The 24,728-nt window shown below is 42.0% G+C and carries 23 protein-coding genes; 15 read left to right on the forward strand and 8 right to left on the reverse strand.

All coding sequences use genetic code 11. The features are described from left to right. Window positions 1–3 precede the first annotated feature (3 nt). From dcd to DMB44_RS03075, 8 genes are all read left to right on the forward strand, one after another. Window positions 4–483: a dCTP deaminase gene (gene dcd / locus DMB44_RS03040; RefSeq protein ID WP_110640716.1), complete on the forward strand. Its 480-nt coding sequence runs from the start codon at window positions 4–6 to the stop codon at window positions 481–483. Between the two features lie 88 nt (window positions 484–571). Then, window positions 572–1,069 (forward strand): acyl-CoA thioesterase, encoded by a 498-nt coding sequence (locus tag DMB44_RS03045; RefSeq protein ID WP_110640718.1) that lies wholly within the window; start codon window positions 572–574, stop codon window positions 1,067–1,069. Window positions 1,070–1,431: 362 nt separating this feature from the next. Beyond that, window positions 1,432–1,689, forward strand: a complete 258-nt coding sequence (locus tag DMB44_RS03050) for a UPF0147 family protein (RefSeq protein ID WP_110640720.1) — start codon at window positions 1,432–1,434, stop codon at window positions 1,687–1,689. Window positions 1,690–2,016: 327 nt separating this feature from the next. Continuing rightward, window positions 2,017–2,145 (forward strand): hypothetical protein, encoded by a 129-nt coding sequence (locus DMB44_RS09615; protein WP_255414305.1) that lies wholly within the window; start codon window positions 2,017–2,019, stop codon window positions 2,143–2,145. A 249-nt stretch (window positions 2,146–2,394) separates the two neighbouring features. Then, the gene (locus tag DMB44_RS03060) at window positions 2,395–2,757 is read left to right on the forward strand and encodes an ArsR family transcriptional regulator (RefSeq protein ID WP_010901025.1); all 363 of its coding nucleotides are present in this window, start codon (window positions 2,395–2,397) and stop codon (window positions 2,755–2,757) included. A 352-nt stretch (window positions 2,758–3,109) separates the two neighbouring features. Then, window positions 3,110–5,104: a hypothetical protein gene (locus DMB44_RS03065; RefSeq protein ID WP_110640724.1), complete on the forward strand. Its 1,995-nt coding sequence runs from the start codon at window positions 3,110–3,112 to the stop codon at window positions 5,102–5,104. A gap of 393 nt (window positions 5,105–5,497) precedes the next feature. Then, window positions 5,498–7,045 carry an aldehyde dehydrogenase family protein gene (locus tag DMB44_RS03070; protein WP_110640726.1) on the forward strand — a complete coding sequence of 516 codons (1,548 nt, stop codon included), beginning with the start codon at window positions 5,498–5,500 and terminating at the stop codon, window positions 7,043–7,045. 43 nt (window positions 7,046–7,088) lie between these two features. Beyond that, window positions 7,089–8,618 carry an oligosaccharide flippase family protein gene (locus DMB44_RS03075; protein ID WP_110640728.1) on the forward strand — a complete coding sequence of 510 codons (1,530 nt, stop codon included), beginning with the start codon at window positions 7,089–7,091 and terminating at the stop codon, window positions 8,616–8,618. A gap of 31 nt (window positions 8,619–8,649) precedes the next feature. Here the strand turns inward: DMB44_RS03075 and DMB44_RS03080 are convergent, their stop codons facing one another. After that, window positions 8,650–9,279: a translation initiation factor IF-2 subunit beta gene (locus tag DMB44_RS03080; RefSeq protein ID WP_110640730.1), complete on the reverse strand. Its 630-nt coding sequence runs from the start codon at window positions 9,277–9,279 to the stop codon at window positions 8,650–8,652. Between the two features lie 184 nt (window positions 9,280–9,463). Here DMB44_RS03080 and DMB44_RS03085 point away from each other — a divergent pair, with 184 nt between their 5' ends. Beyond that, window positions 9,464–9,874, forward strand: a complete 411-nt coding sequence (locus DMB44_RS03085) for a ribbon-helix-helix domain-containing protein (protein ID WP_110640732.1) — start codon at window positions 9,464–9,466, stop codon at window positions 9,872–9,874. Beyond that, window positions 9,871–10,617 carry a hypothetical protein gene (locus DMB44_RS03090; protein ID WP_153280111.1) on the forward strand — a complete coding sequence of 249 codons (747 nt, stop codon included), beginning with the start codon at window positions 9,871–9,873 and terminating at the stop codon, window positions 10,615–10,617. Before DMB44_RS03085 ends, DMB44_RS03090 begins: the two co-directional genes overlap by 4 nt. A 407-nt stretch (window positions 10,618–11,024) precedes the next feature. Here the strand turns inward: DMB44_RS03090 and DMB44_RS03095 are convergent, their stop codons facing one another. Next, window positions 11,025–11,456: an Lrp/AsnC family transcriptional regulator gene (locus DMB44_RS03095; protein WP_110640736.1), complete on the reverse strand. Its 432-nt coding sequence runs from the start codon at window positions 11,454–11,456 to the stop codon at window positions 11,025–11,027. A gap of 132 nt (window positions 11,457–11,588) precedes the next feature. Here DMB44_RS03095 and DMB44_RS03100 point away from each other — a divergent pair, with 132 nt between their 5' ends. Further along, window positions 11,589–12,533, forward strand: coding sequence for an asparagine synthetase A (locus tag DMB44_RS03100; RefSeq protein ID WP_110640738.1), 945 nt, complete (start codon window positions 11,589–11,591; stop codon window positions 12,531–12,533). A gap of 399 nt (window positions 12,534–12,932) precedes the next feature. On the opposite strand, the gene DMB44_RS03105 is transcribed toward DMB44_RS03100, so the two are convergent. Beyond that, window positions 12,933–14,309, reverse strand: a complete 1,377-nt coding sequence (locus DMB44_RS03105) for an MFS transporter (RefSeq protein WP_237265261.1) — start codon at window positions 14,307–14,309, stop codon at window positions 12,933–12,935. Window positions 14,310–14,346: 37 nt separating this feature from the next. Next, window positions 14,347–14,769, reverse strand: coding sequence for a cyclic nucleotide-binding/CBS domain-containing protein (locus DMB44_RS03110; RefSeq protein WP_110640742.1), 423 nt, complete (start codon window positions 14,767–14,769; stop codon window positions 14,347–14,349). A 373-nt stretch (window positions 14,770–15,142) separates the two neighbouring features. On the opposite strand from DMB44_RS03110, the gene psmB reads away from it, so the two are divergent. Genes psmB through DMB44_RS03125 form a run of 3 tightly spaced genes read left to right on the forward strand, consistent with a single transcriptional unit; the run spans window position 15,143 to window position 19,439 of the window. Further along, window positions 15,143–15,778, forward strand: a complete 636-nt coding sequence (psmB, locus tag DMB44_RS03115) for an archaeal proteasome endopeptidase complex subunit beta (protein WP_110640744.1) — start codon at window positions 15,143–15,145, stop codon at window positions 15,776–15,778. 40 nt (window positions 15,779–15,818) lie between these two features. After that, on the forward strand, window positions 15,819–17,738 hold the full coding sequence (locus DMB44_RS03120; RefSeq protein WP_110640746.1) for a beta-CASP ribonuclease aCPSF1: 1,920 nt from the start codon (window positions 15,819–15,821) through the stop codon (window positions 17,736–17,738). A gap of 39 nt (window positions 17,739–17,777) precedes the next feature. Next, a complete protein-coding gene (locus DMB44_RS03125) occupies window positions 17,778–19,439 on the forward strand; it encodes a hypothetical protein (protein WP_110640748.1) in 1,662 nt (553 codons plus the stop codon). Window positions 19,440–19,481: 42 nt separating this feature from the next. On the opposite strand, the gene fsa is transcribed toward DMB44_RS03125, so the two are convergent. From fsa to DMB44_RS03145, 4 genes are all read right to left on the reverse strand, one after another. Further along, complete coding sequence (gene fsa, locus DMB44_RS03130; protein ID WP_110640750.1) at window positions 19,482–20,153, reverse strand: fructose-6-phosphate aldolase; 672 nt, start codon at window positions 20,151–20,153, stop codon at window positions 19,482–19,484. Further along, on the reverse strand, window positions 20,137–21,087 hold the full coding sequence (locus DMB44_RS03135) for a transketolase family protein (protein ID WP_110640752.1): 951 nt from the start codon (window positions 21,085–21,087) through the stop codon (window positions 20,137–20,139). The genes fsa and DMB44_RS03135 overlap by 17 nt, the downstream gene beginning before the upstream one ends. Further along, the gene (locus DMB44_RS03140; RefSeq protein ID WP_110640754.1) at window positions 21,084–21,905 is read right to left on the reverse strand and encodes a transketolase; all 822 of its coding nucleotides are present in this window, start codon (window positions 21,903–21,905) and stop codon (window positions 21,084–21,086) included. Before DMB44_RS03140 ends, DMB44_RS03135 begins: the two co-directional genes overlap by 4 nt. 98 nt (window positions 21,906–22,003) lie before the next feature. Then, the gene (locus DMB44_RS03145) at window positions 22,004–22,861 is read right to left on the reverse strand and encodes a dihydrodipicolinate synthase family protein (RefSeq protein ID WP_110640756.1); all 858 of its coding nucleotides are present in this window, start codon (window positions 22,859–22,861) and stop codon (window positions 22,004–22,006) included. A gap of 246 nt (window positions 22,862–23,107) precedes the next feature. Between DMB44_RS03145 and DMB44_RS03150 the strand changes: the two genes are divergently transcribed. Next, a complete protein-coding gene (locus tag DMB44_RS03150) occupies window positions 23,108–24,703 on the forward strand; it encodes an APC family permease (RefSeq protein ID WP_110640758.1) in 1,596 nt (531 codons plus the stop codon). Window positions 24,704–24,728 lie beyond the last annotated feature (25 nt).

The following is a 24,728-nucleotide window of genomic DNA, read 5'->3' on the forward strand; positions in this document are numbered from 1 at the left end:
TGAATGATACTTAACGATGAAACAATAATTGATATGGTTGCCAAGGGATTTCTCATTTCAGAGAATTTTGAAATAAAATCGCTGACACCCAACGGCTATGATCTACGTATTGATATTATAGACGTTGATGGAAAGCAATATTCAAAAGCCGACATACCTGCCATGAAGCATTTTCTTGTATCAACCATGGAAACGCTCAATATGCCTGAAGATGTTGTTGGGATGATCTGGACAAGATCAACGTTCGCACGAAAGGGAATATTTGGATCCTTTGGTGCTATAGATGCAGGATATCATGGAAATCTAACTCTATCTTTTTTCAATGCAGATGGCCCGATTGAACTGAATAAGGGTGATAGAATTGCGCAGATGCTTTTCGTCAAAATGAACGAAAGAGCCAAGATTCCCTATTATAAAAGATCCGGCAATTATCAGCATTCTCAGGGAATCATTAAGGAGCCATTGAAGGCTAAATCAGATTGATGGAACTGCAAAACAATCTAAGATTTTAAGATTTGTATATTTCAAAATTGGATGGATAAAAATATTAATTATGCAATGATAACGACTTATGGAAACTAAGAAACCGTCAGAATCAGAGACTTATGTTGAAAGAATGGTACTGCCGGAGGACATGGATATTTATGAATATCTTTATGGTGGCAGGCTGGTTGAATGGATAGACAACTGCGCCTCAATAGTAGCTACAAAGCACTGCAGAAAGAGAACAGTCACTGGCAGTATAGACTCCTTGTTTTTCCTGCTCCCAATACATCTGGGCGATATGGTCATATTGCATGGATACATAAATTACACCACAAAATCCACCATGGAAATCGAAATAGACGTCATCAAGGAAGAAGGTTTAACCGGAATAAGGAGATATGCTACAAAGGCCTACCTTACCTATGTTGCGATAGATTCCGATGGTAGGCCCACTGAGATACCACAAATCGCACCGGAGACTGAGGAAGAAAAGAAGAGATTTCAGGATGCTGAAAAGAGAGCTGAAGAGAGAAGAAAGCGTCTTGAAACGATAAAGCAGCAGCTGGCAAATATGATACCATGAAATACATATTTATATTACAATGCAGATTTAATTAAATCTCTAAAATTTTAACATGTGCGGATGCGCACCATATTGGTTCATCATGTTCAACGCATCAAATCATTCTGCTATTTCCATGCAAAGTGAAATATTTGCGGAAGATAGTCAGTAAAGTATATTATATATCTATGCCTTTGAAATGACGATCCATTTTTATGATACTTTGATATGCTGAAAAATTCTCACTACCGGATCGATCATTAAGAAGTTTTATATTTTTTCATGGCATTCGCCCATCATACCTGTCTCATAACCAAATGCATGTATGTTTAACGTATGAAATGTTAGTTTGAGCAGGTAATGGAGATACAAGGGGTGGTGGCATGGATCAGAATCTTTTCAATGAAGTGATGTACCTTCTAGACGAACTATCTCAGGATATAACAGTACCCAAAAATGTAAGGAAGGTTGCTCAGGATTCAAAGGCTAAGCTGTCTCAGGAAAATGAAAGTCTTGATTTAAGATGTGCGACCGTTCTTTCCATGCTGGACGAAATGGCTAATGATCCGAATGTTCCAGCTCATGGCAGAACCGACCTCTATACCATAATAAGCAAGCTGGAGGCCCTCTCAAAGAGTTGAAGTTTTTAATTATCAATGTCTGAAAATATCGAATAACTCTAACATTCGAAAATGTATGATCGTCCAAATAAAATTATTGTTCAGATTTGAAATCTCAATTTGGTTATAATTTTCATCGCTATTTTGGCTGCATTTTTAGAAGAACGTTAAGTGTCTGGGAAGCTTTTGGATTTATAAAGAAGTTAGGAGTTTGAGGGAAGCAGTAAAACTCTCTCTTCGGACAGGAGATACACGGACTTCCTTCAATGGAAATATTTATAGATCGTCTTCCCATATTTTTTTTGTATCATCCATGAAAACCAAGTGGATGATAACTGAATAGGATCGATGAGATCCGAATACAAGCCTGTGGAGATCGCAACCTCCGTAACCCTTCTTCCAGACGTGATCCGAAAGAAAGTTTCCAATGACGGGAAACTGCGATATGGCAGTAGGGGGATCGAGTTTGATAGTTGAAGCAGGAAGATCCGAAGCTTGAGCTGAGGAGTAGCTCACCTAATTAATTCGGTGGCAGGAGTCTGTACATTTTTCTATTCGAAGGAAGATATTTACTGCATTCGCCAAGCCCATAGCATTTCATAAGCGTGTCTGAATCATGTCCTAGTTTGTATCGAATCGATTGTGTGTAACCGACCGATCAAAAAGTATATATAGGTCATTATTTAAAAAAGCTAAATATTTATAGAAATATAATATTATGGTACGATGAACATGGTTCTGAGCGAAGATGCTGAGAAACTGGCTAAATATCTGATGATTGCGGATATACCGAGGAGCGTAGCATACACGCTTGTCTATATGAGAGATAAAGACGAGGTTACCAGCGTAGAAATAGAGAGGGAAACCGGCCTCAGGCAGCCAGAGGTCTCTATTGCGATGCAATGGTTGCGTAGGAAAGGGTGGATTACCAAACGAAATATGAAAAAGGAAGGAAAGGGCAGACCTATTCATGGATACAGGCTCTCGAAATCTTTCAATGAGATCCTTGAAGAGATCATTCAGGATCTTAGCAAGAAGATAAATGAGATAAACTACAACATAGAACAGCTGAAAAATTATAGAAAATAATCATCAAAATGAACATACATAAAAAATCAATTTTTTAAATTGGGCTGGAAGTTGTTTTTCTTATCTTTGTGAGATATACCTAAACTGAATCCTCGGATCTTCCTTTCATCGAAGAGACCTCTACCCTTCCGGACATCCGTACAAGCCATATATCTCTATAAACACAGAGGTGAATTCAGATCTCATCGATCCCGCTCAAGTATCATTCTATTAAGGGAAGTCCATGCATCTCATCGCTGAAGCATTTGAGAGTTACAGATTCCCCAAAATACATAAACTTCCTTTAAATAAAATAAGAAATTTGACTTTCCATAGGGAAAATTAATTAATCACAAATGTGATCCCCAATTTAATGAACCGAAGGATATTATCAGCCTTAGCAGTTATAACATTTGCCGCACTTATGATAAGGCTGATACCATCGATGACCAGCTACGGATGGGGTAATGACTTCGGTATCTATTATTATATAACGCAAGACTATATTAAATCAAGGCTTCTGGTGATTGATGTACCTTCTCAGTGGGGTACATCAGGATATGGATCATTTCCTGTGATGTATTGGATAATTTCATTAATATACTTTATTACAGGTATAAAATGGCATCTTCTGCTGAAATTTGTACCTCAATTCTTCGGATCACTGACCGTGGTGTTGATATTTTTCATAACAAGAGAAATAACAAAGGACGATCGGATGTCGCTCGTTGCGGCCGCATTCCTGGCCGTTAATCCCGTTCAGGCATATCAGACGTCCTTATCTTCTATACTTGTCTTCGGTCATTTTTTCGGGCTTCTGACCGTGCTATCTCTTTTGATATCCCTGAGAAAGAGATACTTCCTGTTCCTTGCTTCCATTTTCGGGATACTGCTGGTGATGTCGCATCAGCTATCCACATTCATGTATCTCCTGGAAATGATCGGTATACTGGTCTATCTGAAGATATCTAATGGATCTCTCGAAAGAAGGTATATATATTTCATATACGGATTTTCGGCTTTCATGTTTGCCTACTGGTTCCTGAATGTAGCCAATACTCCTGGTTTTATTACTGGAGGAGCCGAGGGTCTTCCATGGTATGTGGTGATTGCATTATACTTTTTGATCATCGGCATCTTCTTTAGCATACCAGCGAAATATACATCCGCAATTCGCAATATGCTCTATATTCTGAAACCCATGGATAAGAAATTCACTGCTCCACTTTTTGTTTCCCTATCTTTCGTAGTGCCAAGCATAGCTGTATTCATCTATCAGAGATATATAGTGAATTTAAGCGGAACATCATTCTTAGTGTTCATACCCATACTGCTTTCTGTAAGCCTGGCTGCATATGGTTATATAATCTCATGGAAAAAGTACAGAATCCTTCTGGGCATGTTGTCTCTGCTTCTCATTACGGCCATATATGCATCATTGACTATGAGCACGGTACTGTTGCCGGGTAGATTTTTCGAGTACATATTCGAGGTACTCTCGATATATGACGGCATAGCGATAGTGAGCTATCTTGATTCAAAGAAGCCTAGGGAGATCAGGATAGAGTATAAGATAAAATCAACAAAGCCGTCTCCAGTGGTGGTTGGGCCCTCTATTGGTATAAGCGTGACTGCTCCAAATATATATTATTACCCCACCGCATCGGCGACGGAGAGTGCTAAGTTCTACTATCAGAAGAAGAAATACAGTGCTTCGCAGATCCTTATATCTGTGGTTATGATAGTTATAATAGCCGGATCAGCTGGTTCAGTATATCCATTTGGCCATGTTGTTGTGCCATCTGGTACCCAGACGATATCATATCAGGATTACTATGCTATAGAATGGATAGATTCCCACGTGAATAAAAATTACAGTGTGCTATCAGATCATAGGCTTGGTCTGCTGATAGAAGCTGATAATATAAGCGATCCTTTTGAATACGCTTCATATGTATGGAATTCTACAGATTATCCAATCATTATTCAGGAGCTTTCTGGAAATTTCAAAAATCATACGGCTAAACCGATAGAATTCATTCTTATTGATAATTATATGTATACATACGGTGTATGGGGATATGAAGGTGCAATAAATCCAGACAGACCGCCAATTAAATTCACAAATGAGACATTCCTGAAATTCATGTATGAGCCTTTCATACCGGTCTACTTCAATATATCACTTGACAAAACTCAGTGGGCCCTTGTGCTGCAGGTAAACTGGACGTACATTGATGATCATTATCACGTAAATATAAGCGCCCCACCCTTGATAAATTCATCGATCTCACTGAATGTGCCATACATCCTCAATTCCATAAATCCAGATCTTGTTGCCACCTACTCAAAATACAGCCAGCAATGATATTTATCGACGTTCGTTTATTCATCTTATCTATACATCCCCAGAGGATGCTCGGAAATCAATGTAGATTAGTGGGCTATACCTAAACTGACTCCTCGGATCTTCCTTTCATCGAAGGATCTCTATCTTTCCGGACATCCGTACAAGCCATATATCTCTATAAACACAGACGTGAATTCAGATCTCATCGATCCCGCTCAAGTATCATTCTATTAAGGGAAGTCCATGCATCTCATCGCTGAAGCATTTGAGAGTTACAGATTCCCCAAAATACATAAACTTCCTTTAAATAGTTAGATTGCAAACTGTATTGAAGCGATTACAATGAATTATATAGAAAGTATATGTCTAGCATTCTGCAAAATAATATGTATTGTTTTGCAATAATATGGTATGCCATTCGAAAACGAAAACACATACCTGAGGATGGTGGAAGCAGGCAAAGAAGAGGAGTTCCACAGAAAATATGAGGCGGCTCTGAAGGAGGCTGAAACTCTTTTCCATAAGGAATATCCCAATATAATAGCTGATGATGTTGTCGAGAGCAAAAAAATCAAAGATATAAGCCCAATAGATGGAAGTGAGATCGCTACCTTCCAGCTCGCATCTGAGGAATCTGTCAATCGTGCCGTAGAGATGCTTCACCGGTCATACAAAGGCTGGTATAACCTCGGTTATATGAAGAGAGCTATGACTTTTTTGAAAGCAGCTGATATGCTCAGTGAACAGAAGTTCAAATTTGCAGCCATACTGACCTATGAGAACGGCAAGAATAGATACGAGGCAATTGGAGATGTGGATGAAGCCATAGATTTCATGCGTTTCTATGCCATCAATCTCATAGAGAACCAGGGATTCATAAAACTGACGGGAAAGGCGTACAAGAACGAAGAATCTATGAGCGTCATGAAACCATATGGCGTCTTCGGTGTGATATCGCCATTCAACTTCTTTTCTATCGGAGTCGGAATGAGTTCCGGGCCACTTGTAACAGGAAATGCTGTGATACTCAAGCCAAGTAGCGACATACCGCTTTCGCTATATCTGTGGGTTCGCCTGATGCATGAAGCTGGAGTTCCGAAGGAGGTTCTGGCCTACGTTTCAGGATCCGGTGGAATAGTTGGAAGACACATAGTTGAAAGCAAAAAGGTTGCGGGTATTGTCTTCACAGGATCAAGGGATGTTGGTTTGGATATCCAGAGAAAATCAATAGATAACGGACCGAAGGTAGTTATAACTGAAATGGGCGGCAAGGATGCCATAATAGTTTCAAATAAGGCCGATCTAGATAAGGCTGTTGAAGGTGTGGTCAGGGCTGCCTTTGGTTTCGCTGGTCAAAAATGCAGTGCATGCTCGCTTCTCTATGTCCATAAGGATGTGTACGACGAATTCATGAAGCGTCTGAAGACCAGGACTGAGCAGATAAAGCCAGATGATCCAAGAAAGAGGGAAACATTCCTGAATCCTGTCATAAACAAGGAAGCTTATGATAAATTCATCTCCCTCAAGCCAGAATACAATAAGGGGAAAATACTTACGGGTGGACATGAACTCAAGAGGCCAGGCTTCTACGTGGAGCCAACCATTGTCACCGATCTTCCCAGAGATGCATACATAGCCAGAAATGAGATATTCCTGCCAGTTCTGAGCGTATTCAAATGCAATAGCATAGAGGAGGCCGTGGATGATATAAACAGCATGGATTACGGGCTCACGGGAGGAATATTCACTGAAGATCCAAAGGAAATTCAGTACTACTTCGACAATGTTGAGGTAGGCGTGCTCTATGCGAACAGGAAAAGTGGAGGATCTACCGGCGCAATGGTTGGTTCCCAGCCATTCGTTGGATGGAAGCTGAGCGGCGTATCAGGCAAGGGTACCGGTTCGTACTACTATCTGATGCAGTTCCTGAGGGAGCAGGCACAGACAATAGCCCATTGAAATCATGAAATAATTTTATTCTCATTTTTGCATACCCTCAATATTGTTTAGTCGGAAATCACCCATAATTGTTACCTCAAACATCATAAACGCCATCGCTGGATATCTTGGACTCTTCTTCATTACGAGATATATTGGCATAACAATCTGGGGGTTTGTGGCCTTCGGTATGGGTTTCACGGGTATATTCTCCCTGGCCACCGAACTGGGCTTCACTTCTGCTTACACAAAGAGCGTGTCTGAAGGCTATGATGTCAGGGATGCAACGAGCACATTCTTTGCAGTCAAGCTGCTTCTGGCTGTTTTCTTCGTGATAATAACTATATCCGCACTCATTATATGGACGGACGTACTTCATCGTGGTTTTCAGAATCCAATTGAATACTGGGTGATCATAGCCCTTATACCGTACTACTTTTCAGGCACACTTCTATCGATACCGAGGTCATACTATGCCTCCACATTTTCACCTTACAGACAGGTGCTCCCCTCAATAACGGAGGCTATACTGAGAAATACGTTCTTCATTCTGATAGGAATATTCTACTATTTCAGGATATGGAGATTTCCGGATGCAGACGTTGCAGTTATCATCGCGTCCGTCTATTCCATTACCTACACCATATATTTCCTTTTTATGATGCATCTGGGGAGGCCATGGCATCTTCAGAGACCAAGCCTATCAACGTTGAAGTACTTCGCTGCAGTAGCTATACCTCTGGCCGCGACAAGCGGTATAGCCACCATAAATGGAAATATAGACAAGGTCATAATACAGTTCTACTGGCATGCAGACGCGACCAGCGCACTTTACACCTCGCAGATAATCGGAACGGCTTTGATATCCTTCTCAGGTGCAATCACTGGATTCTTCCTGCCCATACTGGCAAGAAGGTATAAAAAAATAGATATGACCTATGATTCCTACGATCTGGAACGATATGTATCACTCTTCATTCTCCCTTTTGTGATTGTGCTTTCTGTATTTTCCATCTATTTCCTCAATATTTTCAGTGGTGGATACAGGGTTTATTCCGACATACTGGTCTTCGTAGCGCTTGGAAATTACATATCCATCATTACTTCTCCCTTCACCTCTGCAGTGGTGGCAAGTGGGAAAACTTGGAATATAGCAAAGATAACGACGCCTTCAATATTGGCTAACATAGCGCTCAACTTCCTGTTCGTACCCAGATCAGTCTTTGGATTTACCGGTTTTTCTATGGGCCCAGCTGGAACGGTATTCGCATCATTTCTCACAGCGCTGGCTGACTACATAGTGTATCGTTATCTATATTTTCGCGTGGAAGGAAGAAATGACATGGGAATAATTAGACAGATAATCCCAGCACTATCCGAGCTTGCAGTAGGCTATGCCATAATAAAGATAATAAAGCCCTATCCTTTCATTGAACTGTTGGGATCTTCACTTCTGCTCATTCTTGTTTTCTTCCTCGTTGCGATCGCCATAAGGGAGATCACAGGAGCAGAGATACTTGAGTTTTTAAAGAATCTGAATCCCATAAATATTCCCAAGAATATCAGGGAGGAAAGAGAATCGGATAAAAAATGATTTAACCGCCCGCTTAATGTTCAAATGTTGATCAGCGTCTATCCTGTTTTAGTCTATCTATTATCTCGCCAATAGCAACATCATTCTTTATCTTCTTTATTCTGATCTTCACCGTTTCACCCTTCTTCGCACCAGGCACAAATATGGTATAGCCCTTGTAGGTGGATCTTCCTTCACCGGAGCTACCAACTTCTGTTATTTCTACAACGTATTCCTTGCCCTCTTCTATTGTTTCATCTTCTTTTACCTCTCTTACGGAATGTATTGGGTGCTGCGCACCGCATGCTTTGCAAACAAGTAGCGATATTCTCCCAGACTTCTGAATCTCAGTGTCAAGCGAACCGCATTCGTAACATCTGACATAGGTATTGATGTACTCGTTCATCTTATCCAGAAGTTCCTCCAGCGTAAGCTTGCGATTTATAATTAGCCTTCTTCCATTCTGTACTATATTGGTGCCGAACTCCCTAGTGAGGAATTTGATTATATGCTCTGGATCTCTGTTTATGATATCAACTATGTCCTGAAAGTTTCTAATTATCGTGGCCTTTCCTTCCCTTATTATTTCGGGTTCTGGAATCTTCAATCGATCGATATTCTTTGTTGAACTTGAAAGGACATTTTTTGCTTTTTCTAAAAGCTTCTCATAATCATCAGTCATACATGCCGTATGTAAACGTTAAATATTAACTTGAACCATCGTTATATGAGAATACGGATGAGATGTATAGGATACTTATATGCAAAAATTAAATAATATCTTTTTCCATAAAATGTACAAATGTCAGTACATGGTAGAAAAATTAATATAGTGACTATATTATAGTTCTTATGAGGAGTTGAAATTGCTCAATAAGGATGTCAAGCTCACATTGCGTATATCTGAGGAAGACATCAATGAGATCGATAATTTTCTGAATTCGTATCCTGAATTTGGAAGCAGATCCGAATTTATAAGGCACGCGGTGATGTCATACATCTCAAGCAAAAGGGTATCCGTGGTAAAGGATCAGAATCAAAGCGCTTTTGAACTGGATCTGGATGATAATACGACCAATATTATAAAGACTGTCATAGATAAAGGCTTCTTCAAATCAGAGAAAGATCTGATAAGTGCCATAGTGAGGGAATATGTGGACGTTTTTCTTCTGGACTTCGTGAAGAGGAAATCGAAGAATATGAAGGATCTTATGGGTGAGCTATCCTCGTTTGAAGGTGTAAAACACAGTACAATCGAGAGGAGAAACGGAAGGTGATCGGTATTCAGAGGCGTTTTGAAGTTTTTGAAAACAACACGGATTTTAGATCGAGTATGGCAGAGCTTTATTACAGGCAAAAGGCTAACGTTGCGGTAGTTTCCATAGGAGGGGCAGGCTTTAGAGTAATAAAGAGGATGAGACCCATAGAGATAAAGAACGTTGACACCTATGCGATAATTGAAGAAGGTATGCAGGAGACCCGCATATACGACGGTAGAATGTCTGATAAAACTGGAGAGGTAAAAATCTCATTGTATACGCTCAATTCTGAAAGAAATCCTTTCCTCAGATACGCCTCAGGGCCGATAAAGATATTGAACGGGGGGTTGAGCAGTAAGGCAGATGAACAGATGTTCGTGAGGCTATCAGATAATGCGGTGGCTTTTGTAATCCTTAGCGGTTTCGGGGGTACTTTTTCTCAGGATCTGCATATTCATCTTGTTGGATGTTTGAAAGATCTCGGAAAGGAAACACTGAGCGCTGTTATAATACCAAGCAAACTTGAACAGAAACGTAGGCAGAAGGCGCTTTCAGGGATAAGGAAACTTGAGAAGATTGGTGCTCCGTACATAACTTTTGACAATGAAAATTTTACAGACTTGCTAGATACAGCGGCAATAACTGACAGGGTCGATGCAGTCAATTTGAAAATTGCTGATAGTCTTGATGAGTACATCTCTTCCATATCATCTTCCATAGATAACCTTAAATACAATCTAATAGAAGATCTCAGGCGCTGATAAGGATTCTTAAGCCTGAGAAAATATTATCTATTCGGTTATTAACGACGTTTTCTAAGCAAAGTTGGAATTTTGAGGGAAACGATAAAACTGAGATCTTAAGGGGAAAATTTACTGACCTCTCTCAATGGATGGTTTTATGAATTCTCTTTCTAGGTTTCTTGTGGTATACCACACCACATAGGTTTTGTTTGCATCATATCCTTACTGACATGGCTATCTTTGATGAAAGAAAGTTTAAAGGTTCAGCTGAGGGATAACTTAAGGACATACAAAAAGGATTTCATCACATATCGTCTACTGAAACGTAGAACGTGTTTGGATAAAATAGGATGATATGCTCATTTTCGATAATAAATCAGGTAAGAAAACGAGAATATTGATCAATAGGGTATAGAGATGGAATCTCATTTAACTTCAGAAAACACTGTTATTGTTTGGGCCCTCTCAACACCTGGCATCTCCCTCAGCTTATCAAGTACAAAGTTTCCTACGGCTTCGGTCGATGATTCTCTCACCTTTATGAGAAGATCCCATTCACCCGCAATTATATATACATTTTCCACTTCCTTGAAATTCGCTATACGGGCAGCCAGATCACGCTGAGATAGACCGTCCTTTGGTGTATATGCTATAAGTATGAACGCCACAACAGGTATACCCAGGGCCTTGTAGTCCGGAACAATGGTAAATTTTTTAATAATACCTGATTTTATCATGTTCTGCATGCGCTCGTAAATCGTTACTCGCGGTATATCAAGAACGCGCGACATGTCTGAAATCTTGTCTCTGGCATTATCCATCAGATAATTCAGTATCTGAATGTCCTTTTCATCCATAATTCAATGATAATATCTTATTATTTAAATTTAGTCATAATGTCGATTGAACTGAAAATACACGGACGATCATGAACAAAATGTTGAGTAAAATCTAACAAAATTCATAAAGCATGCATTTATATGCATTTTATGGAAGCAAGAGAGATAAATGCACTTGTTGATGAGATAAGTACCCATCTAGAGAAGCCGGAACTGTACCACGCGCTTAAAGTACAGAGCTCAATAAGATCCATAGCATCCGAATTTCTGAAGGAGAGAGGTTTCATAGAGGTTCCACCAGTTATAATCTCCGTACTTACAGATCCGTTGAACCATCCGGTATTCGATCCTACAATTGATTATTACGGATACAGATATTCGCTTACAAAGAGCATGATATTTCATAAGCATCTGCTCACGAAGCATTTTGATAGGATATTCACATTTTCTCCAAATATCAGGCTAGAGGAGCAGGATAAGGTCAGGACAGGTCGTCATCTTGCAGAGTTCACGCAGCTGGATCTGGAGATGAAAGGCGCAACCAGAGATGATGTCATCAGCCTTGGCGAAGATATGATAATAGATCTGTTCAAAAGAATAAAGAAGACAAACGAGGAAGATCTAAAGTTCTTTGGCAGAGATCTCAAAATACCTGCTAAACCCTTCAAGAGGATCAAGTATCTGGATGCATACAGCAAGTACGGTGAAGATTTTGAACATGTACTTTCAAGCGAGATGAAGGAACCATTCTGGATAGTAGATATACCTCTAGAAAAGAGAGAGTTCTATGATAGGGAGGATCCGTCAAGACCTGGCATACTCGTTGATATGGATCTTATATATCCGGAGGGATATGGAGAGGCCCTATCCGGCGGGGAAAGGGAATATCAGCTGGATAGGATAATAGAGAGAATACATAAGAAGGGTCAGACCGAGGAGCAATTCAAATGGTACATAGAATTTGCGAAGGAGGGACTTAATCCATCCGCTGGATTCGGAATAGGAATAGAGCGGTTGACTAGATTCATATGCGGTCTTGAGAGGATAGAGGATGTCCATCCATTTCCAAAGATACCAGGACATCTCTCCCTTTGATACTATTTTTATGATATAAACATTCAAAGAGAGACCTTAGATCTATGATTGTCGATATTATCCTGAGGTATTTTTCTATTAGAATGATTCGTTATAGATCCAGAAATTGATGGGCACTAGCATATCTCTATTTACTATTTTTCTATAAAAATTAGAGGCTTAGGGAAGGTCAAAAACTGGAATTTTATGGATGGGGATGCAGGGGCTCATTCAATATCAGGATCAGTAAGATCTTGCACGTGCTGTAAGAATACGGCTGGTGTAGTATGGTTTCTCTCCTGAAGATATCATGATATATGCTTTGTACGGGATATATACGTGCAGGCAGAGATATTTTCAATGAAATGAAGACTGAAGCTTAAGTTGAGGAGTGGCTCACACATATATTTATGCCATAATTCAGGAATGCATTCTAGATTTGCTTAATCTTTCCATCAGTACCGCCATCAGGGCAAGTAAACTTGCAATGCCTGACACAAGGAAAGTTATGGAAATACCCTTCAGAAAGCTATTCTTTACCGTTTCGAAACCGGATATTTTTATCCCAAGAAAGGCATAGCTGAGAACGTTCTCCGGAACATACAGAGCCACAATTGTGAATACAAGGGACATACCAATGACTGATCCCATGTTCAGGATAACTGTCCTCATACCGGCAGCTGATCCCCTCCTGTCAGGAGGTGCGGCTGACATGAGTATGGCATTGCTGGGTGTATAGAACAGACCTATCCCAAAGCCTACCATTACAAGTCCGATATAGAAGGGTATGTTAACGGATCTTATGAGAGACAAAAGCAGTGATCCGAAGAAAGATAGAAAGAGGCCAGCGTATATTAGATCGTTTTCCATTTTCCTTGTGTCCAGGTTGCCCACAAGATAGGAGGAAACGCTCAGCGATAATGCGTATGGTATCACCAGTATGCTTGAACGTAGCGGCGAGATTCCCAATGGGCCCTGGAGCATTATTATAACTATAAGCAAAGCAGAATACCTTGTTATGGAATTTAGAAAAGTGGCAATTGCCTGTGTCGCAAATTCTCTAATCCTGAAGAGCGAAATATCGATCAGGGAATCGTCTCTGCCTCTCCCGGACATTATGAACAGAATGAAAGATATGATAGATACTATGAGGAAGGCAAGATCTGGCGGGCTGAGCCACATATCGGGTGGCGCAAACGTCAGATAAATAACTATGGAAACTATGAATATGGAGAAGAAGAGGCTCGGCTTCCAGTTTATACTGACCTTACGTTTCTGTATCTCTCTCAGTCGTAACGACATTATGTATCCGACAATACCGAATGGGATGTTGAAGACGAAAACATATCTCCAGTTGAATGCAGTTAGAATTCCGCCAACAAGGGGGCCAACAGCCGTCGCTATTCCAATTATTAGGCTGTTCATGCCTATTGCCCACTTCAGCTCATCCTGTCTGAAGGCATCGGCAATTATTGCAAGGCTGTTTGAGAACAAAAGTGCACCTCCAAGCCCCTGGAATATCCTCGATAGTAATAAGATAGGCGCGTTGGGGCTGAGAGCAGCAAGCGTGGAACCCACTATGAAGAATAGATATCCAAGTCCATAGAGCTTGTTTCTTCCAACAAAATCAGAGTATCTGCCGAATAAGGGGGCACCTATGGTCATAACAAGCGGATAAACCACAAGTATCCAGATTATGAAGAAGAACGAAGTGTGTAGCGATATCATTATGGTTGGTAGAGATATCAGTAGCGATGTACTGTTTATCACAGCAAGCAGGGAACCTATACTCGTCACAGATATAGCAATTAATTTATAGGTATCCATTTAAAAATCAGAGATTTCCGAATCTTGATATTATGTCAGATATGCTGTCCATGTAATCCTTGAATATCCTCAGAATATCTCTTGAGGTTATAACTCCAAGGAGTTTTCCATTTTTCATCACCGGCAACCGTCTGATTCCGTTTTTTGCCATGATTTCAGTCACCTTGAAGGTTGGAGTATCCGGTTCAACCGAAATTATGGGCGAATTCATTATCTCATCTATCCTCACTTTCTTAGGATCCCTATCCTGCGCAATTATCTTGTTGATGTAGTCCCATTCAGTAACCATGCCTCTGATCTCTCCATTCTCCGCGATTATAGCGAAGCCAACGTGATCCTGTGCCATTATTTTTGCGGCCTCATAAGCTGAGGTTTCTCCAGGCATAACCTTGTCGTATTTTCTCATAACGTCTGAAGCGTAAAGCACCATGTCTCCACATCACAATTCTATATTTACAGATTTGTCAGTCATGTGAAGACCGAATGACCTGATGCCTAACAAAAAGGATCTATTTCATTTGCAATGTCTGCAGGATCGATGTACTCATAAACTATACGATACGCATTAGCGCTTTTTCATTGGAATGTATTTAAAATAGTGAGAATTTTCTATTTTGGCTTTCCTTTTGATCCAATATCGGTCTTCTCCATTAATATCTTCTTTTAACTCGAATTATTGAATTTTCCACGATTGTATAATCGTGAATATATACCATGAGCAATGAATGTTGAATGACACAGACGGAAAACATTTAATATCATAGGTCAATTATGAGTTAGCCTTTTTAAAAGGAGTTGATGTTATGAATCAGACTTTAGAAACTGGTACGACTACGGTTGGTATCACATTGAAGGATGCCGTGATAATGGCAACCGAAAGGCGTGTCACGATGGAGAATTTCATCATGCATAAGAATGGAAAGAAGCTGTTTCAGATCGATACATACACTGGAATGACCATAGCCGGGCTTGTTGGTGATGCTCAGGTTCTCGTGAGATATATGAAGGCGGAACTTGAGCTCTACAGACTCCAGAGGCGCGTTAACATGCCCATAGAGGCTGTGGCCACATTGCTTTCTAATATGCTGAATCAGGTCAAATATATGCCGTATATGGTCCAGCTGCTTGTTGGTGGCATTGACACGGCCCCACACGTCTTCTCCATAGATGCTGCAGGGGGATCCGTTGAGGATATTTATGCAAGCACAGGATCTGGTTCACCATTTGTTTACGGTGTTCTAGAGTCTCAGTACAACGAGAAGCTGACTGTGGACGAGGGTGTGGATCTCGTTATAAAGGCGATAAGTGCTGCCAAACAGAGAGATTCTGCATCAGGTGGTATGATAGATGTTGCCGTAATAACGAAGAAGGATGGATATGTCCAGCTTCCGACTGATCAGATAGAATCCAGAATAAGGAAGCTTGGATTAATTCTATAAAATTATACGATATTTTTTAAATTTTAAAGGTGTACGACCTATGGGTTTTCATGACTACATTGAGGAAACGAGACAGATATTTGACCGTCTGTATCCGGATAACAAGATAACGGAGATAGATTATGAGGGTCCAACGATAGTCGTTTATACGAAAGACCCTGAGTTATTCGCAAAGAGAGATGACCTGGCAAGGCAGATCGCGCAGGAGATCAGACGCAGAATAGCTATAAGACCGGATCCATCGATACTCTTACCCGAGGATCAGGCGCGGGACTCGATAGAAAAGATAATTCCGAAAGAAGCTGGTCTCGAAGATATATACTTTGAGCCAGATACAGGGGAAGTTGTTATAGAACTTGATGAACCCTCTATAATCACCGCGCGTGGAACTGATTACGTCCAGGAGATAAAGAGCAGGACGCAATGGTCTCCCAGAATTGTCCGCGCACCGCCCATGTATTCCAGAACAGTCAAGGAGGTCAGGGAGTTTATGCGCGAGGTGAAGCAGGAACGAAGAGAATTCCTGCATAATCTCGGCGTTAAACTGTCCGGACCACCGATGGTTGGCGAGACATGGGTCAGATTGACTGCCCTTGGTGGCCATTCTGAGGTGGGTAGAAGTGCCACTCTGGTATCCACAAAGAATTCAAAGGTGCTCATAGACTGCGGTATGATGAACGTCGGCCCAGACGCAGATCCATGGGACGCTGCACCATATCTCTATGTTCCTGAGGTACAGCCACTCAGTTCCATCGACGCAGTGATACTCACGCATGCGCATCTTGACCATTCTGGTCTGCTACCCCTGCTTTTCAAATATGGATATGACGGGCCAGTTTACATGACCCAGCCGACAAGGGATCTTGCCGCCCTACTTCAGAATGATTACATCAAGGTGGCGAGGATGGAAGGTGGTAAGGTTCCATACGAATCGAAATTCATACGTGAGGAACTGAAGCATACGATAACGCTTAGGTACGGTGAAACAACCGATATAACCAGAGATATGAGGCTTACATTCTACAACGCTGGTCACATTCTTGGATCGGCCTCGGTGCACCTTCATATTGGTGATGGTCTTTACAACGTTGTGTTATCTGGCGATGTGAAATTCGAAAAGACATGGCTTTTCAACCCAGCAAACAACAAATTTCCAAGGGCAGAGACATTTATGACCGAATCTACCTATGGTGGAAGGGATGACTATTCGTTCACCAGGGAAGAGGCAACGCAGACCCTTATCGATGTGATAAATAGAACGCGTGATCGAGGAGGATCTGTACTCATACCAGTTTTCGCAGTGGGCCGCAGTCAGGAGGTCATGATAGTGCTTGAAGATGCTATGCGCAACGGCAAGATACCACAGATGGATGTGTATCTCGATGGTATGATAATGGAGGCCACCGCAATTCACGCTGCATATCCAGAGTATCTAAACAAGGAGCTACGTGAAGCCATAATGGTGAGAAAAGAGAATCCATTTTTAAGCCCAATATTCAAAAAGGTGGAAACGAAGGAGCAGAGGGAAGACATAGCCGAGAATCCCGAGAGCAAGATCGTTCTGGCCACGTCCGGAATGATGAATGGAGGCCCGGTTATGGAGTATTTCAAGGCATGGTCTTCAAACCCTAAGCACACTCTCGTCTTCGTCGGTTATCAGGCCGATGGTACCCTTGGAAAGAAGATACAGAGCGGCGCTTCAGAGGTAACTCTGTCTGACGAAGGTAGAAACGTCACATATCCCATAAAGATGGACGTTGAGACCGCAGAGGGCTTCTCTGGGCATTCTACAAAAAAGCAACTTCTGGCCTACATTGCCACAATGCAACCAAAACCAAAAAGGATCCTGGTTAATCATGGGGATAACGGAAAAACTGCCGAATTCGCCCGCCTTGTCAGGCAGAGATTTAACATAGAAGCTTATGCACTTAAAAATTTAGAGACCATAAGACTTTTGTAACGGCATAAACATTATATATACATAATTAGATGCACAGGTATGAACATCAAAATAATAGCGATTTCCGTGGCGATTTTTTCTGTCATAGGATTCGCTCTAACGAGTGTGGCTGCCACAGGTCAGACGCCCTATGCGGCCAGTGCCGGCAACTACACTATAAATATATACACCAATAGTGTAATAAAAAATATAACCTACAATGGTACAGCAATTGTTAACTATGGTAAGGTTTCAGGAAGCAACCTATCCGCACAGACAGGAATGTCAGATATGATGGACAATATGAATCAGTTCATCAACTTTCACAATCTGAGCTACATGAGCACTGAAGACGGAAACGGGCTCATAATGGCAACCTATGGGGCGTCTGCCCAAATACAGCTGAACTTTTCTGGAAAGCTGAAGCCTTTCGCGATGGATCAGAAGGATGACATGGGTAACTATGTGAGCCTGTACTATCTTACGATAAGCGGATACAATTTCACGGTAGGATCCAATGTGCAGCCGACCTCTGCGAATAACAACTACACATTCGGTGCGCCCACGCTATCAAAGATCGTGTTTGTTGTAATAATCAGCAACAGCGGACTGCAGGACATGTTCAATCACTTCGAACACGAGCTGAACGGATTCAAGTTCACATACAACAGCACAAGTGGTTTGGTTAACGGAAAATTCCTCAACTTCACCTTCGACAAATCCACTCAAAAGATATCAAAATTCAATGACAAGCTATCGAACCTGACCGTGTTTTCAAACGTAACGGCAAACGCTACTGGCAAGAATAATTTCTCATTCTATCCTGGTATGTACATTGGAAACATCTTCTTTGATTCTTCAGCTTATTATGCCCTGCTGATTCACGACAATCCGGCGCTTCAGTCATCGTTCATGGTGATAAACGGTACAATATACTTCAATGTATCCAAAGACATATCCATAACGGAGAAGAATTTCACCTACAATGCGGCATTCAACTATAGCGGCGAGTTCGATAACATGATCATGGATGCGGAACAGAACTTTTACGGTGGTGCAACTTTCGTATTCCTGAGCGCTCCCCACTTCTATGGAATGATGACCTTCGCAGGTGCTAAGAGTGTCGTTGTGAATGGCACAGAAATAAAGGCCATGACAAATGGCACGATGGTAGCATCATTCGTTTCGCCTCCCGGACTGTCCAATGGCGTGAAGAACTTTGCGCCTATGACATACGCCATGGAGCACGGAAAGCTCGGGCTTCAGATGGCTATAGAAAAAGTTAATTCAACACTCAGCAACATATCGCTGGATCTCAACACATCCGTGCACGCTGTTCTGAAGAGCGCCAATTCCAGTGGAATAGTCATAAATGTCAATTCCTCAGAGTCGGCAGGGACTATAATAGCGGTATACGTCTCACACAGTGTAATGAATGCATCAAAGCTGGTAGTGAAGTTTGACGGATCTGCTGCGGTGCAGGTTTCAGCCTCAGCGCTTGTTAACGAGACCTCAACGACAACAGCATATTACAATGCAACAGCCGATGGCAACGGGACGCTTGTTATGATATATATACCGCATTTCTCGGATCACACCATTGAGATAGAACCTTACGTCGCCACATCATCACTCTCACTGTACTATTACATCGCAATTGTCGTAGTTGTAGTTGCCGTGATAGCTGCAGTAGGATATGTGATGATCAGAAGAAAACAGTAAGAAATCTATTTTTATAATATTTTTATAAAATTTTTATTTTAACTATAGAACAAGTTTTCCATCAGGAGAAACTTTCTTCCAGTCCTCCAGGAATTTTGCCAAGCCTTCATCTGTTTTTGGATGCTTCATAAGAGACTTCAGCACCGAAAACGGTACGGTGACAACATCTGCCCCAATGACAGCGGATCTGAGCACATGGATTGGATTTCGGATTGAGGCCACCAGGATCTGTGTCTTGATGATGTAATTGTTGAATATCGTTCTGATCATATCTATGATCTGCATGCCATCTTCCCCTATGTCATCCAGCCTTCCGACAAAGGGTGATACGTAGGTGGCTCCAGCCTTCGCAGCCAGCAGCGCCTGAATTGGATTGAAAACAAGCGTGCAGTTAGTGTTTATATGTTCGGACGTAAGCGTCCTTATTGCACGCAGACCATCCTCAGTCATGGGTATCTTCACCACTGCATTGTCACCAAGCCCATGGATCTTTCTGGCCTCTTCCACCATGCCCTCGTATTTTGTCGAAACCACCTCAACGCTGACCGGCCCGTCAACCGTTTTCAATATCTCCCGTATGATATCACCATACTTCTTACCGTTGACGGCTTCTTTAGATATAAGTGTTGGATTTGTCGTGACGCCATCCACTATACCCCAGCTTACACCCGTCCTTATCTCATCTATATTTGCGGTGTCAAGGAATATTTTCATAGCTCTTCTCCTCCAGGCAGGTCATGGCTTCGTTTATTATATCTTTAACATCCATGTGGAAATAGGAAAACAGTTCCCATGCCTTTCCAGATTTACCGAAAGTATCCCTCATGCCTATGCGCCTTACAGGAACAGGATAGGACTCTGAGACCACCTCAGCAACGCGACTTCCCAGACCGTTGTATACGGAATGCTCCTCAGCTGTGACTATATGCCCCGTCTCCCTTGCGGATCTTATTATGACGTCTCTGTCGATGGGCTTTATTGAAGACATATTTATGACTCGAGCACTTATGCCTTGCTTCTTGAGCTGTTCGGCCGCCTCCATGGATTTTGAAACCATGACACCATCTGCTATAATTGTCAGATCGGTTCCATCCTTCATAGTGACTGATTTTCCCATCCTGAATTCATAGTCCTCTTCATTGATGACGGGGAATTTCTCCCTGCTCAGTCGGACGTAGTGCGGTTTATCCACATTTGCCAGATAATCGATTACGCTCCTGGTTTCTATTGAATCTGATGGTACTATCACATTCATATTGGGAAGACCGGACATTATGCCCACATCTTCGACGATCTGATGCGTCGCTCCATCCTCTCCAACAGTTATACCACCGTGCGTCACAACGAATCGTACAGGTGCATTATTGTAACAAACGGACTGCCTGATCTGTTCATAGGTCCTCGTTAAGAAAATGGCAAAAGTAGAAACGAATGGCTTCTTTCCGGATAAGGCCAATCCGGCCGCAGTCGTCACCATGGACTGTTCAGATATGCCCATGTTGAAGAACCTGTCAGGAAATGCATTTGCAAAATAACCAGTTTTTGTGGATGAGGAGAGATCAGCATCAAGCACAACTATATCAGCGTCCTTGGAACCAAGCTTTACAAGTTCCTTTCCGTAGGCGTCTCTCAGGCTATCCGATTTCATAGTTCCTCACCAAGCTGTCTCATAGCTCTTCTGTAGAGTTCTTCCGATTCCGGAGGACTGCCATGGTATTTGGGATTGTTCTCCATGAAGTCGACACCCTTTCCCTTCACTGTGTTCGCGATTATGAACGTTGGCCTCTCCGATGTCTTCGATTTTTCGATGGCACTCTCTATCTCACTGAAGCTGTGCCCGTCGATTTCGATCACGTTCCATCCAAAGCTTTCAACCATTGAATGTATATCGTGCAACGGCATTATGTCTCTTGTATATCCGTCAAGCTGTATGCCATTCCGGTCAAGAATCGCAGTTAGATTTCTGAGATTATATTTGTATCCAGCCATGAGGGATTCCCAGACATTCCCTTCCTCCATTTCTCCGTCTCCAAGTATGACGTAAACATGATAATCCAGGTGATCCAGCCGTCCGGCCAGAGCCATCCCCACACCTACACCCAGACCCTGACCGAGTGAACCGGTGGATACCTCAACGCCGGGGATCTCTCTTGAAACATGACCCTCCAGATGGGAATCTATCTTTCTGAAACCGGAGAGTTCTGAAATAGGGAAAAAGCCACGAATCGCCAGTGTCGCATAAAGGGCAGGAGATGCATGTCCCTTGCTCAGAATGAGACGGTCTCTCTTCGGATCTGTAGGGTTCTTCGGATCGATATTCATCTCCTTAAAATATAGAACTGTTAGAATATCAGCGATGCTTAAGGAACCACCAGGATGGCCACTCTGAGCACTGTAGACCATCCTTACTATCTCCCTCCTTATCCGGAGGGCAATCTCGCTCAAGTCTACCTGATAGGTTTCCATTTTATTTACGGGAGATCATATCAAACAAATATATAAGCAAGTATTCATGGATGGAGTAACAAGGCTAGAGTCGCATTCTGTCTGGTGAGATAGACCGATCATTTCCTGTATCTCTTCAGTACAGCCTGCACTTCACGTTTTAGTTTTTCTTCGCTTTCAGGATCCAGCGGATAGAAAGGTGGCCTCGGATTACCTGCATCGTACCCTCTGAGTATCCTTACAAGGCTATAATTGGAAGCCCACTGCCCATATCTTGAGGCAATGTCTATTATTTCATTTATCACCATCTGATTTATTCTACCGAATCTTGCCGTATCCCCAAGAATCTCAACGAACATCCTAGTAGCATAATTTCCAGCTGCAGCAACTGCACCATCTAAACCATTCAATGCAGCATAGAGAATATACGTACTCGGACCAGAGAATACCATAAAATCATCAAGCAGGTATTTGTATCTCATCATATGGTCGATATCATTCACCGTATCCTTAACCCCGATTATATTCCCACCATGGCGCCTTATCTCAAGTGCCATCTTTGCGTTGACATCGTATCCTGTGAACTTTGGATAATTGTAGATGAAAGTATCGGTGATTGAGGATATCTCTGTGTAATACCGTACAATCCATTCATCAGGTATGCCACCGAAATAATATGGAGGTATAGCAGCCACGGCGTAAAAGTTCTTATTCTTAGCGATCTTGGCAAGTTCGATACTCTCCTCTAGATTGAGTGAACCCACCTGAAATATGACCTTTCCGGGAATATCTGAACAGTATTCAGCTAGCTGCGCTCTCTCCTGAAATGACAGTGAAGGTCCCATTCCGTTTGTACCGGCAACAAATATCATATCTACATGATCATCCAGTAGTCTTTTGCAGTGATTTCTGAATTTCTCTTCGTCTATTTGTCCTCCATTGAATGGAGTCAGCACGGGCACAATTTTCAATGGCATATACGAACATTGGTGAAACAGGCATAAATTTATCCCATTCTAGGCTGAACAAATGTTTTTATACTAGAATGCAATACAATTAATTACACATTTTTACACAAAAGTAAAAATGAACCTGTTTCCACCCCTAGGGTGAAATTCCCTGGGGAACAAGATGTTTTATGATTAAATCATATTGCTGATAATTTTTGATTAGATATGTTTGCTAAATTTTAAATATATATTCTGCAATAATCATTAGATAAAATGGAAAACAAGGATGGCGAAATAAAGCTAAATAAAGCACTGACGTTTCCACAGATGCTGGTCATCGGCCTGATCGCCGCAGTTGGTACAGGTGCACTCTTTGCACCCGTTGCCATGGTCAGTGCAGCGGGACCTTCAGCAGTGATTGGCTGGGTAATTGGAGCCATAATGTATGCATTCGTATCCCTAACCTTTGTAGAACTTTCAAAGACCTATCCGGAAGCCGGGGGGCCTTCCAGATATTCTCTTTACACGCATGGCCGTTTTACCAATGCACTCAATGCATTTGCCAGTTTGATATGGTATATATTCATACCGCCGATAGAGGCTCTCGCCACTGTTGAAGGTCTTCAGTACCTGTACCCTCATTTCATCTCAAGTACGGGTGCGCCGACGCTGCTCGGTGCAGGTCTTGGTGTTGTGATCCTTTTGCTGTTCCTTCCGCTTAACTACTTCGGTGTCAGAGCGTTCGGGAGATACTCGTTTTATATAGGAATAATAAAACTTCTGGCTTACCTTCTGGCGGCCTTTGGGATGGCATTCGTATTCTTCAGGTTTCAGAATTTTTATGCGTATAAAGGAGGGTTTGCACCATTTGGCTTTTCTGGCATACTCTTTGCTATACCATTCGCAATGTTTGCCTTTGGCGGTATAAGGGTAGTCCCAGATTACTCAGAAGAGACAACGGAGACAAAGGAAAAGAGGTTCCTTGGCAGAACCATAATATACACCGTTCTGGGTCAGTCGCTAATATACATACTCTTTTCCATTGTATTCATAGCAGGTGTTAAGTGGTCTGCAATAGGTGGAGGTATATCGCCAGGATCCTGGGGAGTTCTGGATACCGTTATAACTGAGAATCCATTTGTATACCTGGCAAGTACGTTCCATTCCTATCCGGTTCTTATAATCGTGCTGATAGTCTCCATACTTGGTCCGTTTGTCACAGGCTATGTTTACGTAGGCGGAGGTGCCAGAGTCCTACTCGCAACGGCAAGATCCAAGATAATGTCCTCCTCTATGAAGAAACTAAGTGAGACCTACGCCGTTCCATACTGGGCAATAATTGCATTTGTTGTAGTTGGAGCCATCGTTGCATTCATCTCAGCGCCTGTTCCAGGTATTTACGCCCTGCTAACAGATGCCGTGGTTGCAGGATATCTCGGCTTTGCAGTAACTCCGGTTTCTATGATAGTAAGCAGGCGCCAGTCAATGACTAAAGAGAGCGACAGGATACCGGGAGGACCGGCTATTGCAGTTATAGCCTTCGTGAGTTCCTCACTTATAGCATTCTGGAGTGGGTGGCCCTCAGTACCGTATGCACTGCTCATATTGACTATAACCATGGTCGTGTTTGGCGCAGTGTTCAAGATAAAAGAACATTTTGTGAACTCATTATGGTACATACTCTACATGGTGTTCATATTGGTGATGTCGTACATCGGTAGCGATGGAGCGCTCAACATCATATCGTTCATCACATCGACGATAATCGTGGTGCTTGTGTCTGCGATTGTCTTCTTCCCATGGGGTATAATTTCAGGGCTCAAAGAGGCGTATGTACCAGAGGGGCAGATACTTCCAGAATTAGACTGATATGGGAAAAATAAAATCTTTTAGT

Source organism: Thermoplasma sp. Kam2015, assembly GCF_003205235.1.
Lineage (GTDB): Archaea > Thermoplasmatota > Thermoplasmata > Thermoplasmatales > Thermoplasmataceae > Thermoplasma.

What these genes read in the sequence shown, in the direction of transcription:
- dcd (WP_110640716.1), top strand. Translation starts at nt 4, where the DNA reads ATGATACTTAACGATGAAACAATAATTGATATGGTTGCCAAGGGATTT.
- DMB44_RS03045 (WP_110640718.1), top strand. Translation starts at nt 572, where the DNA reads ATGGAAACTAAGAAACCGTCAGAATCAGAGACTTATGTTGAAAGAATG.
- DMB44_RS03050 (WP_110640720.1), top strand. Translation starts at nt 1,432, where the DNA reads ATGGATCAGAATCTTTTCAATGAAGTGATGTACCTTCTAGACGAACTA.
- DMB44_RS09615 (WP_255414305.1), top strand. Translation starts at nt 2,017, where the DNA reads ATGAGATCCGAATACAAGCCTGTGGAGATCGCAACCTCCGTAACCCTT.
- DMB44_RS03060 (WP_010901025.1), top strand. Translation starts at nt 2,395, where the DNA reads ATGAACATGGTTCTGAGCGAAGATGCTGAGAAACTGGCTAAATATCTG.
- DMB44_RS03065 (WP_110640724.1), top strand. Translation starts at nt 3,110, where the DNA reads ATGAACCGAAGGATATTATCAGCCTTAGCAGTTATAACATTTGCCGCA.
- DMB44_RS03070 (WP_110640726.1), top strand. Translation starts at nt 5,498, where the DNA reads ATGCCATTCGAAAACGAAAACACATACCTGAGGATGGTGGAAGCAGGC.
- DMB44_RS03080 (WP_110640730.1), bottom strand. Translation starts at nt 9,279, where the DNA reads ATGACTGATGATTATGAGAAGCTTTTAGAAAAAGCAAAAAATGTCCTT.
- DMB44_RS03095 (WP_110640736.1), bottom strand. Translation starts at nt 11,456, where the DNA reads ATGGATGAAAAGGACATTCAGATACTGAATTATCTGATGGATAATGCC.
- DMB44_RS03100 (WP_110640738.1), top strand. Translation starts at nt 11,589, where the DNA reads ATGGAAGCAAGAGAGATAAATGCACTTGTTGATGAGATAAGTACCCAT.
- DMB44_RS03110 (WP_110640742.1), bottom strand. Translation starts at nt 14,769, where the DNA reads ATGGTGCTTTACGCTTCAGACGTTATGAGAAAATACGACAAGGTTATG.
- psmB (WP_110640744.1), top strand. Translation starts at nt 15,143, where the DNA reads ATGAATCAGACTTTAGAAACTGGTACGACTACGGTTGGTATCACATTG.
- DMB44_RS03120 (WP_110640746.1), top strand. Translation starts at nt 15,819, where the DNA reads ATGGGTTTTCATGACTACATTGAGGAAACGAGACAGATATTTGACCGT.
- DMB44_RS03125 (WP_110640748.1), top strand. Translation starts at nt 17,778, where the DNA reads ATGAACATCAAAATAATAGCGATTTCCGTGGCGATTTTTTCTGTCATA.
- fsa (WP_110640750.1), bottom strand. Translation starts at nt 20,153, where the DNA reads ATGAAAATATTCCTTGACACCGCAAATATAGATGAGATAAGGACGGGT.
- DMB44_RS03135 (WP_110640752.1), bottom strand. Translation starts at nt 21,087, where the DNA reads ATGAAATCGGATAGCCTGAGAGACGCCTACGGAAAGGAACTTGTAAAG.
- DMB44_RS03140 (WP_110640754.1), bottom strand. Translation starts at nt 21,905, where the DNA reads ATGGAAACCTATCAGGTAGACTTGAGCGAGATTGCCCTCCGGATAAGG.
- DMB44_RS03145 (WP_110640756.1), bottom strand. Translation starts at nt 22,861, where the DNA reads ATGCCATTGAAAATTGTGCCCGTGCTGACTCCATTCAATGGAGGACAA.
- DMB44_RS03150 (WP_110640758.1), top strand. Translation starts at nt 23,108, where the DNA reads ATGGAAAACAAGGATGGCGAAATAAAGCTAAATAAAGCACTGACGTTT.